The 15722-nt window shown below is 62.8% G+C and carries 14 protein-coding genes; 4 read left to right on the plus strand and 10 right to left on the minus strand.

What is annotated here, in order from left to right:
* Nucleotides 1-43: 43 nt before the first annotated feature.
* Genes ACW9I6_RS03680 through ACW9I6_RS03695 form a run of 4 tightly spaced genes read right to left on the minus strand, consistent with a single transcriptional unit; the run spans nt 44 to nt 5062 of the window.
* Nucleotides 44-1687 carry an ABC transporter ATP-binding protein gene (locus tag ACW9I6_RS03680; protein ID WP_177066591.1) on the minus strand — a complete coding sequence of 548 codons (1644 nt, stop codon included), beginning with the start codon at nt 1685-1687 and terminating at the stop codon, nt 44-46.
* The gene (locus tag ACW9I6_RS03685) at nt 1684-2562 is read right to left on the minus strand and encodes an ABC transporter permease (protein WP_168197512.1); all 879 of its coding nucleotides are present in this window, start codon (nt 2560-2562) and stop codon (nt 1684-1686) included. The genes ACW9I6_RS03680 and ACW9I6_RS03685 overlap by 4 nt, the downstream gene beginning before the upstream one ends.
* Entirely contained in the window at nt 2559-3500 is a 942-nt protein-coding gene (locus tag ACW9I6_RS03690; protein ID WP_003208135.1) for an ABC transporter permease, read from the minus strand. The genes ACW9I6_RS03685 and ACW9I6_RS03690 overlap by 4 nt, the downstream gene beginning before the upstream one ends.
* Nucleotides 3501-3502: 2 nt before the next feature.
* Nucleotides 3503-5062 carry an ABC transporter substrate-binding protein gene (locus ACW9I6_RS03695; protein WP_008437103.1) on the minus strand — a complete coding sequence of 520 codons (1560 nt, stop codon included), beginning with the start codon at nt 5060-5062 and terminating at the stop codon, nt 3503-3505.
* A 389-nt stretch (nt 5063-5451) separates the two neighbouring features.
* Here ACW9I6_RS03695 and ACW9I6_RS03700 point away from each other — a divergent pair, with 389 nt between their 5' ends.
* Nucleotides 5452-6366, plus strand: a complete 915-nt coding sequence (locus tag ACW9I6_RS03700) for a LysR substrate-binding domain-containing protein (RefSeq protein WP_003208132.1) — start codon at nt 5452-5454, stop codon at nt 6364-6366.
* A gap of 25 nt (nt 6367-6391) precedes the next feature.
* Nucleotides 6392-7822 carry a serine hydrolase domain-containing protein gene (locus ACW9I6_RS03705; protein ID WP_457338910.1) on the plus strand — a complete coding sequence of 477 codons (1431 nt, stop codon included), beginning with the start codon at nt 6392-6394 and terminating at the stop codon, nt 7820-7822.
* Here ACW9I6_RS03705 and nadE read toward each other — a convergent pair.
* Genes nadE through ACW9I6_RS03720 form a run of 3 tightly spaced genes read right to left on the minus strand, consistent with a single transcriptional unit; the run spans nt 7802 to nt 10503 of the window.
* Nucleotides 7802-8617, minus strand: a complete 816-nt coding sequence (gene nadE, locus ACW9I6_RS03710; protein WP_457338911.1) for an ammonia-dependent NAD(+) synthetase — start codon at nt 8615-8617, stop codon at nt 7802-7804. The genes ACW9I6_RS03705 and nadE overlap by 21 nt on opposite strands.
* A 1-nt stretch (nt 8618) precedes the next feature.
* Nucleotides 8619-9845 carry a nicotinate phosphoribosyltransferase gene (pncB, locus tag ACW9I6_RS03715; protein WP_457338912.1) on the minus strand — a complete coding sequence of 409 codons (1227 nt, stop codon included), beginning with the start codon at nt 9843-9845 and terminating at the stop codon, nt 8619-8621.
* 10 nt (nt 9846-9855) lie between these two features.
* A complete protein-coding gene (locus ACW9I6_RS03720) occupies nt 9856-10503 on the minus strand; it encodes a nicotinamidase (RefSeq protein ID WP_003208124.1) in 648 nt (215 codons plus the stop codon).
* A 147-nt stretch (nt 10504-10650) separates the two neighbouring features.
* Here ACW9I6_RS03720 and ACW9I6_RS03725 point away from each other — a divergent pair, with 147 nt between their 5' ends.
* Entirely contained in the window at nt 10651-11358 is a 708-nt protein-coding gene (locus ACW9I6_RS03725; RefSeq protein ID WP_008437074.1) for an NUDIX hydrolase, read from the plus strand.
* A gap of 163 nt (nt 11359-11521) precedes the next feature.
* Here ACW9I6_RS03725 and ACW9I6_RS03730 read toward each other — a convergent pair whose 3' ends face one another.
* Both ACW9I6_RS03730 and ACW9I6_RS03735 read right to left on the minus strand, forming a co-directional pair.
* Nucleotides 11522-12295, minus strand: coding sequence for an L-iditol 2-dehydrogenase (locus tag ACW9I6_RS03730; protein WP_003208119.1), 774 nt, complete (start codon nt 12293-12295; stop codon nt 11522-11524).
* 22 nt (nt 12296-12317) lie between these two features.
* A complete protein-coding gene (locus tag ACW9I6_RS03735; RefSeq protein WP_457338913.1) occupies nt 12318-13628 on the minus strand; it encodes an ABC transporter substrate-binding protein in 1311 nt (436 codons plus the stop codon).
* Nucleotides 13629-13842: 214 nt separating this feature from the next.
* Between ACW9I6_RS03735 and ACW9I6_RS03740 the strand changes: the two genes are divergently transcribed.
* Nucleotides 13843-14790 carry a helix-turn-helix domain-containing protein gene (locus ACW9I6_RS03740; RefSeq protein WP_177047422.1) on the plus strand — a complete coding sequence of 316 codons (948 nt, stop codon included), beginning with the start codon at nt 13843-13845 and terminating at the stop codon, nt 14788-14790.
* Here ACW9I6_RS03740 and ACW9I6_RS03745 read toward each other — a convergent pair.
* Nucleotides 14760-15569: an aminoglycoside phosphotransferase family protein gene (locus tag ACW9I6_RS03745; RefSeq protein WP_008437070.1), complete on the minus strand. Its 810-nt coding sequence runs from the start codon at nt 15567-15569 to the stop codon at nt 14760-14762. The genes ACW9I6_RS03740 and ACW9I6_RS03745 overlap by 31 nt on opposite strands.
* Between the last annotated feature and the right edge of the window lie 153 nt (nt 15570-15722).

Genomic DNA, 15722 nt, shown 5'->3' on the forward strand with positions numbered 1-15722 from the left:
GCGCAAATCGGCGATTTGCGCGGCGGGTGACGTCAGTCCTGGGTTACAGCGCTAGCGGTACGGGGCCCTGGCGGATGCGGTAGCCACCGTTTTCAAGTTTCTCCAAGGGGCTGGCGGCGGCCAGCAGCTTGCGGGTGTAGGGGTGCTGCGGGCGGTCGAAGATCTCGTCGCGGGCACCCATTTCCACCACCCTGCCCTCGCTCATCACCGCCACCCGGTGGGCGATGCGTTCCACCGCCGCCAGGTCGTGGGAGATGAACAGGCAGGCAAAGCCATACTGCGCCTGCAGGCGTTCGAACAGCTCGAGGATCTGCTTCTGGATGGTCATGTCCAACGCCGAGATCGGCTCATCGGCAATCACCAGTCGCGGGTGCCGCACCAGCGCCCGGCCAATGGCCACCCGTTGACGCTGGCCACCGGACAACTGGTGCGGGAAGCGGTCGACAAACTGTTCCGCCAGGCCGATGTCCACCAGGGTTTTCGCCACCCGCTCACGACGCTGCGCGGGCGTCATGCCGGGCACATGGCGCAGGGGTTCGGCGAGGATGTCGCCAATCTTCATGCGCGGGTCGAGGGACGAATACGGGTCCTGGAAAATCATCTGGCATTGCAGGCGATGGTCACGGTTGCCAGCCTTGAGAATGTCCACGCCCTCAAACTCGATGGCACCGGAACACGGGCTGTTCAGGCCGACAATCGCCCGGCCGAGGGTGGTCTTGCCCGAGCCGCTGCCGCCCACCAGCGCCAGGGTTTCCCCCGGGGCGATGGACAGGTTGGCCGCATGCACCACCCGCTTGAACTGACTGCGGCCCCACAGGCTGCGCGGCCCCGGGTGCTCGATGCACACGTCCTTGACCGTCAGCAACGGCCGGTCCGCCTTGGGCAGGGCTGCCAGGGTGCCGCGCCGCGGCAGGGCCTCGAGCAGTTGCCGGGTGTACTCGGCCTTGGGCGCCAGCAGGATCTGCTCGATGGTGCCCTGCTCCACCGCGCGGCCTTCGCGCATCACCACCACTTTGTCGGCGTAGCGCGCCACCAGCGACAGGTCGTGGCTGATAAACAGGATCGCCGTGCCCTGCTCGCGCGTAAGGTCGAGCATCAGTTTCAACACGTCCAGTTGCGCCAGGCAATCCAGGGCCGTGGTGGGCTCGTCGGCAATCAGCAAGGCCGGGCGCAGCAGCATCACCGAGGCGAGCATGATGCGCTGGCGCATGCCGCCGGAGAACTCGTGGGGAAACGCCGCCAGGCAACGCTCGGCGTCCTTGATGCCGATATGCCCGAGCATCTCCAGGCTGCGCTCGCGGATCTGCGCATCGCTCAGCCTGGTGTGCAGGCGCAGGCCCTCGGCCATTTGCTCGCCGATGCTCATGGACGGGTTGAGGGACACCATGGGTTCCTGGAACACCATGCCGATCTTCGCCCCGCGCAACTGGCGCAATTGCTCCGGCGCAAGGCTGCCCAGGTCATGGCCCTGGAAACGCACCTGGCCGCTGCATTGCTCAAGCGGCGGTGGCAGCAGGCCGATGGCGGCGCGGGCGGCCATGGTCTTGCCGCTGCCGGACTCGCCCACCAGCGCCACGATTTCGCCGGGGGCGATGGTGAAGCTCAGGTCATTGACCGCCAGCGGGCCGTTGGCCCCCACGCGGATTTTCAGCTTGTCGACTGCCAGAAGGATGTCAGTCATGGTCATTTACTCATCCGCGGGTCGAGACGATCGCGCAAGGCATCGCCACACAGGTTGAACGCCAGCAACGCCATGGCGATGCAGACACCGGGAAACAGCCCCAGCCAGCTGGCCGTGGCGATATACGGCCGGCTGGCGGCGAGCATGTTGCCCCAGGTGGCGGCCGGCGGCGGGACGCCCAGGCCGAGGAAACTCAGGGAGCTTTCCGCCAGAATCGCCCAGCCGAACATACTGGTGGCCAGCACGCACACCGGCGCCACGCAGTTCGGCGCGATGTGCCGCAGCATGGTGTACAGCTCGGAGTTACCGATAACCCGCGAGGCTTCGACAAACTCTTTCTCGCGCAACGACAACACCGTGCCGCGCACCACCCGCACCACCGACGGTGTGTAGGCCAGGCTCAAGGCAAACACGATGCCGTACAGGCTCGGGCCGATGATCGCCATCAAGCCCAGGGCCAGCAGGATCCCGGGAAACGCCAGCAACGCATCGTTGACCATCATCAAGCCCCGGTCGACCCAGCCCCGCAGGAACCCGGCCAGCAGGCCCAGTACCGTGCCGGCGGTGATCGCCAGCGTCACCGTCAACACACTCACCCACAGGCTGGTGTGCGCGCCGATCATCAGGCGGCTCAGCACGTCGCGACCGTACTCGTCAGTGCCCAGCCAGTGCGCGGCGGTGGGCGCCTGCAAGCGCGCCAGCAGGTTCAAGGCCAACGGGTCATGGGGCGTCCAGACCAGGCCCAGCAAGGCCATGATCAACAACAAGGCCAGCAGCAGCGCACCGATCAGCGCGTTCAGCGGCGGCACACGCCAGGCCCTGGGGGCACGCGCCGGTGCCGGCAACAGCACCTCGGGTGCGACAGGTAGAGGCTTATTCATAACTTAACCCTGGGGTCGAAGAGCGGGTACAGCAGGTCCACCAACAGGTTGACCAGCACATAAACAAAGGTCACCAGCAGCAGGCAGCCTTGCAGCACGGGGTAGTCCCGGGCGTAGATGGCGTCGACCATCAGCCGGCCGATACCTGGCAGGGTGAACACGGTTTCGAGCACCGCGATGCCGCTGAGCAGGTTGCCGAGGATCAGGCCGATCAGGGTCAGGGTCGGTGCAAACGAGTTGCGCAGCGCATGGCGCCACAACACCGCCCGCTCCGACAAACCCTTGGCGCGGGCATGGGTGATGTATTCCAGGCGCAGCACTTCAATTGCACTGGCCCGGGCCATGCGGGTGATCGCGCCGAGTTCCACCAACGTCAGCGTGACAATCGGCAGCACGATAAAACTCAAGGCCTGCCACGGCGATTGGCCGAATGACACGTAACCCACCACCGGCAGCCAGCCGAGCTTGATGCCGAACGCGTAGAGCAACAGCAGGCCCAGCCAGAAACTCGGGATCGACAGCAACAGGGTCGCGGTGGAGACCACGCCAAAGTCCAGGGAACTGTTCTGTTTCCACGCCGAGAGCAAGCCTGCCGGTACCGCAATCAACGCCGCGAGCAACACCGAGACCAGCACGATCCCGGCACTCACCTGGAAGCGGTCAAGGATCAGCGGCAACACCGCTTCATTGGTGGTGATGGAATGCCCGAGGTCGCCGCTGAGCACCGCCTTGAGCCAGATCACAAACTGCAGCGGCAGCGGCTGGTCCAGGCCCAGGGACGCACGGGCGACCTCCAGGCTGTGGGCATCGGCCATGTCGCCGAGCATCAGCAGCGCCGGATCACCGGGCACCAGGCGGATGATCGCGAACACCATCAGCGAGATCAGCAGCAAGGTCGGGATCGACATCGCCAGCCGTTGAAAGATGAAACGCAACATCCTCAGTTACTCCCGGTCGCAGGCACGCTGACGGTCCACAGGCGCGGCTTGGACACCGGCCAGGTGCGCAGGCCTTTGACGTAATCACGGCTGGCGGCGATGGCATTGCCGTTGTACATCGGGATCATCGGCACGTCCTTGAGCATCTGCTGATGCAGTTGGTCGAACAGCGCCTGGCGCTTGCTGATATCGCCTTCGCGCTGGGCTTCACGCAGCCATTCCTGGGCCTGGGGGTTGTCCCAGACCTTGCGCGCTTCCTTGTCCTTGTCGCCGGTCATCGAGTCGAAACTCAGGGCCGGGTCAAGGCGTTCGGAATACGGGAACGCCATCATCTGGTAGTTGCCGGTCTGGTAGCGCTCCAGCTGGGTGCCCCACTCCAGGGTTTCCAGTTCCAGGTTGATGCCGCTGGCCTTGGCCATGGCTTGCACGAACACGCCCATGTCGAAGATCGCGGCGTAGCGCTTGTTGACGATCAGTTTGATTGGCTGGCCTTTATAGCCAGCTTCCCGCAGCAGTTGGGCGGTCTTGGCCGGGTCGAAATCGAAGCCCTGGTTCTCGATTGCCTGGTGGTAGTGGCTGCCACTGGCGACCATCGAATTGTTGGCCTGGGAACGGCCACCGGTCAGGGCGGCGACGATTTGTGCGGAGTCCAGCGAATGGGCGATGGCCTGGCGCAGGCGCACATCTTTGAGCAAGGGGTCGCGGGTCTGGAACAGCAACGCGTTGACTGACATGGTGCCGCTGGAGGTGACCTTGATGCCGGGGTTGGCAGCCAGTTCGGTGGCGTCCAGCGGCGTGACGTCAATCAGCAGGTCGACGTTCTTCGACAGCAAGGCCGCCTTGGCCGCCGCCGGGTCCGGGATCACCAGCAGGCGCACGCGGTCGAGGGTTGTGTTTTTATTGCCGGTGTAGCCATCCGGCTCTTTCTCGTCCCGCGGGGTGTAGTTGGCGTTGCGCAGCAGGTCGATGTATTGGCCGGGCTTCCACTCGCCCAGGCGGAACGGGCCGGTGCCGATGGGGGCTTTCCACTGGCCGTCGACCACCGAGTCGGGGTGCAGGATGCCGCTGCCACCGCATTCCGGCAGCGCGGTGCTGGTGAGGAACAGGCCGTTGGGCTTGTCCAGGGTAAACACCACGGTGAGTGGGTCCGGGGCGCTCATGTCGACGATTTTCGCGCCGCCATGGCCGTCGAACTCAGGGGCGCAGCGCCATTGGGTTTTCGGGTCGAGGTAGTGTTTCCAGGTCCACAGCACTTCGGCGGAGGTCAGTGGCGCACCGTTCTGGAACTTGACCCCGTTGCGCAGGTGGAAGGTGTAGCGCAGGCCGTCGTCGGACACCTGCACGTCCTTGGCCAGCAGCGGGCCGACGGTGGCATCTTCACGGAAGGCCACCAGTCCTTCGGTAATGTGCAAGATGACGGCGTCGGAATTGGTGTCACGGTTGACGCCTGGCTCGGTGCTGCGAATGTCGGCGTTCAACGCGACTTTCAATAGATTCTCGGCGTGGGCAGTGCCCACCAGCGCGGCGGACAAGGCGCCAGCCAGGAATAAAGTCTTGTTCATGATAAATGCACCTTGAATGATCCTTACGCTTGGGTTCGGACGCTGGCAGGACCCAAAAAGAGGCACGGCCGAACACCTGAATAGTTGTTGTTGTTTTAGTCGCTGATTACGGTTTGCGAATGTTCCTGGAACGATCTTATTCGCCACCCGATCAACTTGAGAAGAACGCTCCGAGTGATCGGGCTCGGTTTATCCGATCATCAACCGTCCGCGGGTTGCCCTGGCCTTACCGTACCGAGAAATCAGGGCCTTGAGCTGGAAAAGATGGGGTTTTCCTGATCAGAAATAATGATCGCGATCATCCAGACCGATCTGTGCTCACCTATAGTCATCAGATAAGCTGGCTGGCATTCAATGGTTTAAATGCAGCACTGAGCGAGCCCACCGTCATGACCCTCACCCATCTTCGCGCGTTCTGCTCCGTGGTTGAAAAAGGCAGCTTCCGCTCGGCCGCACGCCAGTTGGATGTGGCCCAAAGCACATTGACCCAGTCAATCCAGACCCTCGAAAAGGAACTCGGGGTGGTGCTGCTGCAACGCTCCAACCAAGGCATCAACCTGACCCCGGCCGGCGAGGTGTTCCTGGCCCGTGCCCGTTCCATCACTCTCGACTGCGAACGTGCCCTGCTCGACCTGCAACCCTGGAAAGGCGAGCCCGAAGGCCATATCGCCCTGGGCGTCACCTCCGAACCCTTGGCCGAATTGCTGCTGCCGGTACTGAGCAACTTCACCCAGCGCTTCCCGCGCATGCAGGTGCACGTGGCCAGCGGCACCACCAAGGGCCTGGTGGAAAAAGTCCGCGATGGCCGCCTGGATTTCGTCTTGTGCCCGCTGGCGCCCAACGTGGCCGATATCGACCTGGCCATCGATCGCCTCTACAGCTCAAACGCCGGCATCATTGCGCGCAAGGGCCACCCGCAGGCCCACGCAAAATCCGTGCAAGCCCTCACCGACTGCCAGTGGATCAGCGTACGCCCGGCCGGCGTAGTGGGCGGCGCGGAGAACCGCTTGATCGAGCTGTTCCGTACCCAGGGCCTGGCGCCGCCAAAGATTGCGATCACCACTGATTCGTTGCTGGAAACCCTGCACATCGTTTCGGAAACCGATTACCTGACCATCGAGCCGCGCATGCTGCCGGGGATGAAGCTGTTTTCCAGCGCCCTGACCACCATCGCCATCGAAGAACCGCTGGCGACCCGTGATGTATGCCTGATCAGCCGCCGTTCATCGCCGCTCACCAGCGTCAGCCAGGAACTGACCAGCATGCTGATTTCCTATTCGCGGCTGGTGCACCGCAGCCGTTGATTTCCCTCCCCCTACGAGCCTGTTTATGCCCATGTCCTACGATGGTTTGTCCCGCGCCAGCGCCAGCAGCGTCGGCGTTGATCCCGAGCACCTGATTGCCTTTCTCGATGAAGTGAAAGCGGCCGGCCTCGACCTGCAAGGCCTGATGCTGCACCGCCACGGCCACGTGGTCGCCGAAGGCTGGAGCTGGCCGGTGGACCCCAACGAGCCGCGGGTATTGCACTCGGTGGCCAAGAGCTTCACCGCCTGCGCCATTGGCCTGGCCGTGGATGAAGGCTTGCTGAAACTGGATGACCGGCTGGTGGCGTTCTTTGCGGAGTGTGTGCCGATGGATGCCGACCCGCGCCTGGCGGACATGACCGTAGAACACCTGCTGACCATGCGCACCGGCCACGCCACCAATACCTCGGGGTCAGTGTGGCGGGGGATCGAGACCAGCTGGATTGCCGAGTTCTTCAAGATTCCGCTGGCCTATGCACCGGGCACCACCTACGTCTATACGAGTGCGGCCAGCTACATGCTCTCGGCGCTGATCAACAAGGTCACCGGGCAAACCTTGCACGCGTACCTAAAGCCCCGGCTGTTTGTACCGCTGGAGATCCATAATGAAAGCTGGGACATCGGCCCCGATGGCGTGAATCCCGGCGGCAATGGCTTGAAGGCGCCGACCTCGGCCATGCTCAAGCTGGGTGTGCTGCATGCACAAGGCGGCGTGTGGCATGGCAAGCAGGTTCTACCGGCGGCTTGGGTTGCAGCGGCCACCCGACCACAAGGCGGGCCGGACAGCCGCTACGGTTATCACTGGATGATGAAACCGGCACACGCCTTCAGCGCTGTCGGGGTGTTTGTGCAGATGGCGATGGTGTTCCGCGAGTACGGTGCAACGCTGGTGGTGATCGGCGGGATGAAGAATTCGGCGGAGCTGATTCCGTTTGTCGAGCGGCATTTTCCGGCGGCGTTTGGCGATGATTGCACGGTCAAAGCCGAAGCGGATTCACGGTTGCAGCAACGTCTGGCGAGCATGGCACAGCGGCCTGAGTTGCTTTCAGCGTGTGCAGGGCCGAGAGATTTCACGGGCGTGTATCAGGTAGAGCCCAACGGGCTGGATGTGCAGCAATTGGCGTTCGCCGTCGAAGGCAATGTACTGCGCTTCCAACTGACCGACAGCAAGGCGACTCATGCCCTAGAGGTGGGGATTGATCACTGGATCGCCGGCACCACCAACATGCCGGGCCGGGCGTTGCACCACGGTTATGAGTTCAAGGATGCGCAGATCGTTGCCGGCGCGCGCTGGCTGGATACCAGGACGCTGGAGATGACCTGGATCTACCCGCAAACCGCGTTTCGCGATCGGGTGGTGTGCGGGTTTGACGGTGACCGCGTGAGTGTGGCGCGTACGGTCAACGTCAACAGTGCCGGGAAGGAGCAGGAAGTCTTAGTCGGGAACAGCCGGTAATGCACGCTTGTGGGCGGTCTTGAGGTAGGCGCTCTCGACAATCGCCCTCACCCGCTCACTCACTGCCTCGCCCATCAGGTAGCGGTCGATCTCGTCATAGCTGCAGCCATACGCCAACTCATCCGGCTTGCCCGGTGCCAGTTCTTCCAGGTCGGCGGTCGGTGCCTTGGCCACCAACTGCCGTGGCCCGCCAAGGGCGCTGGCCAGCAGGCGCACCTGGGTCTTGGTCAGCCCTGAGAGCGGCGCCAGGTCGCAGGCGCCGTCACCGAACTTGGTAAAAAATCCCATCAGCGCCTCCGCGCCATGGTCGGTGCCCACCACCAGGCCGTTGTGCAGGTTCGCCACGGCGTACTGCGCCATCATCCGCGCCCGGGCCTTGACGTTGCCCTTGATAAAGTCGATGCGTTCGGCGCTGGCTTGCGCGGCAGACAGGCTGCCCATCAGCCCGTCGACGCAGGTGGCGATGTTCAGCGTCTCGATCCGGTCCGGTGCGATAAAGTCCAGGGAAGCCTGGGCGTCGCGCTCGTCCGCCTGGGTTTTATAGGGCAGGCGCATGGCAATAAACCGCGCCTCGTAGTCTTCGTTGCGCAGTTGTTCCACTGCCAGTTGGCACAGGCGCCCGGCGGTCAGTGAGTCGACACCGCCACTGATGCCCAGCACCAGCGCGTGGCAGCCGGACTGGCGCAACGTGCCCTTGATGAAGTCGATGCGCCGTTGCAGTTCAGCGTCCTCGCCCCCATTGCCGAGCAGCCGGTTGATCTTCAGTTCTTGTGCGATACGTGCCTGAGTGTCCATGTCACACCCCCAGTTGCGGATTGACGTTGCCGACGTTGAACACCTGCGCTGCATACTGCAGGAACGAGGCGTCTTCGCAGACGTTCTTGATCGGGTCATCGGAGAATTTCACCACCGGCTCGCCGTGCACCCGCACCAGTTTCATCACGATGCTCAGCGGCTCCACTCCGTCGACATCACAGGCCAGGCTGGTGCCCATGCCAAAGCCGAACCTGGCCTTGCCCCGCACGTGCCGCAGGATCGGCAGGCATTTCTCGAAATTCAGGCCATCGGAGAACATCAGGTCCTTGGTCATCGGGTCGATGCCCAGCTCCTTGTAGCGGGCCAACACCTTGTCGGCCCAGACGATCGGGTCACCGGAGTCCTGGCGCAAACCGTCGTACAGCTTGGCAAAGTACAGGTCGAAATCCTTGAGGAAAAAGTCGGTGCTGATGCAGTCGGTCAGGGCGATACCCAAGCGCCCACGGTATTCGCGCACCCAGTTTTCCAGCGCCGCATTCTGGCTTTCCCGCAGCCGCCCCAGTTGCTGGTGCACCATCAGCCACTGGTGGGCCATGGTGCCGATCAGCGGCAGGTCGAATTCGTAGGCCAGGTGCGCATTGCTGGTGCCGATGAACTGGCCGGGAAAGTCGCGGCGCATGATGTCGACCACTTCACGCTGGGCCTTGAACGACAACCGCCGGCGGGTGGAGAAGTCCGAGACACGCAGGTCGGCCAGTTCGTCGCGGGTGAGGTTTTTCTCCAGCCAGTCGAATTTCTGGTAGAGCTTGCGGGTGACGTCTTCGAGGCTGACGTCGGGGTATTTGTCGCGGTTGCGCAGCTCGCTGACCAGGGCCAATACCGGCTGTTCGAACATGATGCAGTGCAGCATCGGGCCGACCACGCGGACGTTCAGTTGGCCGTCGATTTCACTGACGTGGATATAGCGCAGGTTGAAGCGGAACAGCCCCAGGAAGCGCTCGAAATCCGGGGTCAAGTACTCACGGCGCTGGTTGAACAGAAAGCGCAGCTCGCCTTCGCGCATGCTGAGGCCGGCGAGTTTTTCCAGCTCCACCCGCAGCTCGGGAATCAGGTGCCCCAGTTTCTCTCTGGAGCGGACGATGAACTGGTATTCCACATCGACATTCGGGTGCTGGTGCAACACGGCCTGCATCATGGTGAAGGTGTAGTAGTCGGTGTCCAGCAGGCCCTGGATCACAGCGTTTTCGTAGTCGTATGCACTTTCCATGAGGTACTCCTTAACGCGCGGCCATCGCGGCCAGTTCTTCCCGATTGCGGGTAATTACAACGCCTGCTTGTTGCAGATGGCTGACCGCCTGCACACCGCCCTCCTCGCTGATGCCACGGCATGCCGGCAGGTGCAGGATCACCTCGAAACCGGCCTTGAGCAGTTGCAAGGCGGTGGTCTTGACGCAGTAGTCCAGGGCCAGGCCGCCGACAATCACACGCTGGATGCCTTGGGCATTGAGGTATTCGATAACGCCGGTGGAGAGTTTGTCGTGGAGGTCGTGGTAGCAGGCGCCGTAGGGATGCAGGTCGGGTTCGACGCCCTTCCAGATGAAGTAGTCGTAGTCATAGGGCGTGGGCAATTCGTCCAACAGGGTGAAACCTTCGGTGCCGGGCACACAGTGGGCGACCCAGGTGACATCGGCATGTACCAGCCCGGTGGGTTGCAGCATCTCGCTGTGCTGTTGCACCACCCAGGGCGCGTGCGGGGTATGGGCGTCCTTGCTGCCGACACGGCGCGCGGCGAGGCTGGCCATGTAATTGAGCTCGGCGCCGATCTGGTCACCGCCAGCGACCGGCAATTCGTTGGGGCACAGCGGTGTGAAGCTCTTCTGGGCGTCAACGTCGAATGAGGCGATAGCGTTCTTAGAGACGGTCATGGTCGTGTTCTCCTGTGGCCTGGATATAAAAGTACACGTCATGTACTTTCATAGCAAGAAACATTTTGTTATCTATGCTGGATCAAGTACACGACACACCCGTTTGATCCGTTAGACTGTGCCCCACCGCTGCCCACAGGACCCGACATGCCAGACCACGCCCCAACCCTTAGCGCCTACCTGCACACCGTGGACTTGTGCGTGCTGTTCTATTGCCGTGCATCCGGGGAACTGAAGATATTGCTCAACCAGCGCGACGCCGAGCCATTCGCCGGGCACTGGGCCTTGCCCGGTGTAGTGGTGAATGGCGGCGTGCAAGATCTGAGCCTGCAGGATGCCGTGGAGCGGTTGCGGGCCAGTGACAAGGTTGGGTTGCCGCTGGCCTGGTATGAGCAAGTGGGCACGGTGGGCGATGCGTTTCGCGATCCGCGCTGCTGGTCGTCGTCGACCTATTACCTGGCGATCGTGGCTGATGAGGTGGAGCTGGGGGGGCATCAAAAGTGGTGCTCTGTTGATGCCGTGGCGACTGGCGGGGTCAAGCTGCCCTTCGATCACAACGCGATTGTGGCAGCGGTACAGGAAAGGCTGTTTTCCAAGTCGCTGTACAGCAGCTTGCCATTGATGTTTTTGGGCAATGAGTTCAGTGCGCCGGAGGCGACTACGATCTTTTCGCTGGTATTGGCGCGGCCGGTGCTGAAGACCAGTATCCGCCAGCGGTTGCTGAAGTTGACCGAGGCCGGTTTTTTGCGGGAGACGGGGCGCAAGAAGCATGGCGAGGGCGGACGGCCGCAGGCGACAGTGGAGAATCTGAAGCCTGGGGCAGTGTACTTCTTTGATCGCAGCTTTGCCGAATAAGACCAAGCCCCCTTCCCAGGACAATGAAGATCAACTGTGGGAGCGGGCTTGCTCGCGAATGCGGAGTGTCAGTCGCCGGATAGATTGACTGATACACCGCTTTCGCGAGCAAGCCCGCTCCCACCTTTTTTGATCTGCGATGGTTCGAGGAGCTGCGTCCCGCTCAATTCATCCAGTTGCCGCCGTCGACGTTGTAGGTCTGGGCAACCACGTAGTCGGCTTCTTTGGACGCGAGGAAAACCGCCATTCCGGTCAAATCCTCGGCAGTCCCCATCCGCCCAAACGGTACCTCTGCTCCTACGCGCTTTTTCTTCTCGCCCAGCGGCAGCCCTTCGTGCTTGGCAAACATCGCGTCCACCCCGTCCCAATGCTCGCCGTCCACCACTCCCGGCGCGATGGCGTTCACGTTGATGCCCTGCTTGATCAGATTCAGCCCCGCCGATTGCGTGAGGCTGATCACCGCCGCCTTGGTCGCGCAGTACACCGCCACCAGAGGCTCACCCCGGCGCCCGGCCTGGCTGGCCATGTTGATGATCTTGCCGCCATGCCCCTGCTTGATCATCTGCCGGGCCGCCGCCTGCAAGGTGAACAACGTACCGGCGACGTTGATCGAGAACAGCCGGTCGAAGCTCTCGCGGGTGATGTCGGTGATGGGCGCCAGGTCGAACAAGGCGGCGTTGTTGATCAGGATGTCGAGCTTGCCGGCCTGCGCCACCACGGCGGCAATCGCGGCATCGATGGACGCCTGGTCGGTGACATCCATCGCCACCGCGTAGGCTTTCGGGCCCAGCTCCGTGGCGGTGGCCCGCGCCCGCTCCAGGTTGATGTCGGCGATGGCGACGGTCGCGCCTTCGTTGATGTAGGCCTGGGCAAACGCCCGGCCAATGCCCCGCGCGCTGCCGGTGACCAGCGCACTTTTACCTTCCAGTCGTTTCATCAATGCAGTGTCCCTGAGGTGATTATTTCGGGTAGCCGGCGCGTTTCATTTCACGCTCGGTGGTGGACTGCGCCTCGGCCAGTGCCTTGTCGACCGTCATGCCGCCGGTGAGCGCTGCCGAAAACAGCTTGCCCACCGAGGTGCCGATGGCCTGGAACTCGGGGATCGTCACGTATTGGATGCCCACGTACGGCACGGGTTTGGCCGACGGGTGCGCGGGGTCGGCGTGTTGCATCATCTGCAAGGTCACCTTGGCGAACGGCGCTGCGGCCAGGTACGCCGCGTTGTAGGTGGACTGGCGCGTGCCCGGCGGTACGTTGGTGATGCCGTCCTTATCCGCTACCAGCTGGATGTATTCCTTGGAGGTGGCCCAGGTGATAAAGGCTCTGGCGGCGTCCTTGTGCTTGGAGGTGGCCGGGATCGCCAGGGACCAGGCGTACAGCCACGACGAACCCCTGTCGGTGACCTCGGTGGGTGCGGCGGCAAAACCCACGCTGTCGGCGACTTTGCTTTGGGTTTTGTCGGTGGTGAACGAGCCGGCAACGCTGGCGTCGACCCAGATCGCGCATTTGCCGCTGTTGAACAGCGCCAGGGTTTCGTTGAAACCGTTGCTGGAGACGCCCGGCGGGCCATAGTTTTTCAGGGTGTTGACGTAGAAGTTCGCCGCCGCCGTCCACTCGGGACTGGTCAGCTCGGGTTTCCATTGCTCGTCGAACCAGCGCGCACCAAAGGCGTTGGCCATGGTGCTCAGCAACGCGATGTTTTCACCCCAGCCGGCCTTGCCCCGCAGGCACATGCCGTATTGGTCCTTGGCGGGCTGGTTGAGCTTGGCGGCGAACGTCCCCAGCTGGGTCCAGGTCGGATGCTCGGGCATCGCCAGGCCGGCCTGCTTGAACAGGTCGGTGCGGTAATAGGTGACGGTGCTTTCGCCATAGAACGGCAACGCGTAGAGGGTGTTGTTCACCGACAGGCCCTGGCGTACCGCGGGGAAGATGTCTTCCACGTCGTAGTCGGCGGGCAGCGGCGTGATCGGCTCCAGCCAGTGTTTGGCACCCCACAGCGGGGTTTCATAGGTGCCGATGGTCAGTACGTCGAATTGGCCGCCCTGGGTCGCGATGTCGGTGGTGAGGCGTTGGCGCAGGACGTTTTCTTCGAGCACCACCCAATTGAGTTTCACCTCGGGGTGCTGCTGTTCGAACACCTTGGACAGGCGCTGCATGCGGATCATGTCACTGTTGTTGACCGTGGCGATGGTCACGGTTTCGGCAGCATGTGCGGCCATCGCGAGCGTGAGGCCGGAGAGCAGGAACAGCGGTTTCGGAATCTTGAGCATGGCGGTTTCCACTTATTGTTTTTGTTGTTGACGGCCCGATTACAGCAGCTTGCCCAAGGCCGGACAAACGACTGACGGATGCCCGGCTGATACTTTTTTAACCGCATCGCCAAGATCAAAAAAGTATCAGTGGCGGGCAAAACCCGGGGTAGCGGCTACTTGGACAAAGGGCGTATTTTGGTCCCATTCCAAAAAGCCCAGAAGGGCCAAGCCCATGCCTGCAAGCCGATCCGCCCTTTTCGAGCAGCGCCCCGCCGAGCTGGAAGTGATTCTGGCCGAGCCCGAGCATGGCTTTCGCTGGTACGAACATGACTATCCGTTCGAGCTCGCCCGCTGGAACCATCACCCCGAATTTGAAATCCACCTGATCCGCCAGGGCAGCGGCAAGCTCGTGGCGGGCGACTATATCGGTGCGTTTGGCGCCGGCCATGTCGCACTGATCGGCCCCGACCTGCCCCACGACTGGATCGGCGACCTGGCCCCCGGCGAGTACCTGACGGGGCGCGATGTGGTGTTGCAGTTCGACGGCGCCGCACTGCTGGCCCTGCGCACCACGCTGCCCGAGCTGGGCGACCTGCAAGGCCTGTTTGACCGGGCCCGGCGCGGCCTGGAATTCACCGGTGAAACCGCCCTGAAGGCTGCGCACCTGCTGGAGTCCATCGGCCCCGCCGAGGGCCTGGCGCGCCTGATTCTGTTCATCCAGTTACTGCATACCTTGGGGCAGGCCCCCTCCGGGGAAGCCCATTGCCTGGCCAGTGCCTGCTACACGCCAAGCCTGGATGCCCGCAGCTCGGAGCGTATCCACAAGGCCTTCGAATACCTGATGACGGAATTGACCGGCGACCTACGGCTGTCGGTGATCGCCCAACGGCTGGACATGAGCGAACCGGGCTTCTCGCGTTTTTTCAAGCGCGTCACCGGTCACGGCTTTATCGACCTGATGCGCAAGTTCCGGGTGCAGCGCGCCTGCCGCCTGTTGCTGCAAAGCGAGATGTCAGTGGCCGATATCTGCTTTGAAGTGGGTTACGCCAACCTCTCCAACTTCAACCGGCACTTTCGCATCGAGATGAACCAGACGCCCAGCGAATATCGCCGGGAAACCGCGATGTACCTGTTTAACCGCAATGGCGATCAGGCGCTGCCGTTTACCAAGGCGCATTGAGCCAGGCGTGCCACTTCCAGCTCCCCATCGGCGCGGTGTCTCTGGTCATCCTCCAGAAACCACGCCGCCGACAAACCGGCGTGCGCCACCACCCATTGCAACAGGCGCTGGCGCTCCAGGCCCGCAGCCCCGGCGATGATCTCGACCTGGCGTGTAAATCGCGCCGGATCGGTGCAAGTGGGCAAATCCGGATTGCAGATCAAATTCGCGTAGTCATAGCCACGCTCGCCGGCCACCCGCTTGGGATCAATCGCCAGCCAGCCCCGGGGGCCGAAATCGAGGATGTTGTCGTGGTGCACATCACCGTGCAGCACCACCGGTTCCTGAGGTGACGCCAGCAGGCTGCGCGCCGTGGCGGCACACTCGCGTATCCGCCCGCCTTTACCCTCAGCGGCGAGCCACAGGGAGCGGAACCAGAGCTCCAATGAGTGCAAGCCCGCCGGTGGCGACGGGCGCGGCGCATGCAACAACGCCACGGTGGCGCAGGCAATGCGGCTGGCTTCATCGTCCTGGCCGTTGAGGGCCATGTGCATCAGCGAACCCGGGCCGGTTGCGCGCTCCATCACCACGGCATCGCCGTCATGGAAAAACACGCGGGCGGCGCCCTTGCCGGCCCACCAAGTCATCAATTCGCCGCCGAGCTTTTCCTCGGGCTCGCGGGCGATCTTGAGCATCGCCGGCTGCCCGTCCCAGCGCACCGGCAGCAGGTCGCTGCCGGGGGTGATGATGGCGTCACCCTCGGGTGTCAGGTTCCAGCGTTTCAAATAGTGATCGAACATCGGGCGACTCCCAGTGCGAGGTCCTGCAGGATGCCACACACGCCTTTACCCGGTCCGTTACGTTTCTGACCAAAAGGCCGACTATTTCCCACTTTTCTCAATTCCTTCATGCAATTGACACAAATTGGTACAACCTGTGCAAACGTTTGCGGA

The sequence above is a fragment of the Pseudomonas sp. SDO5522_S412 genome, assembly GCF_054071215.1.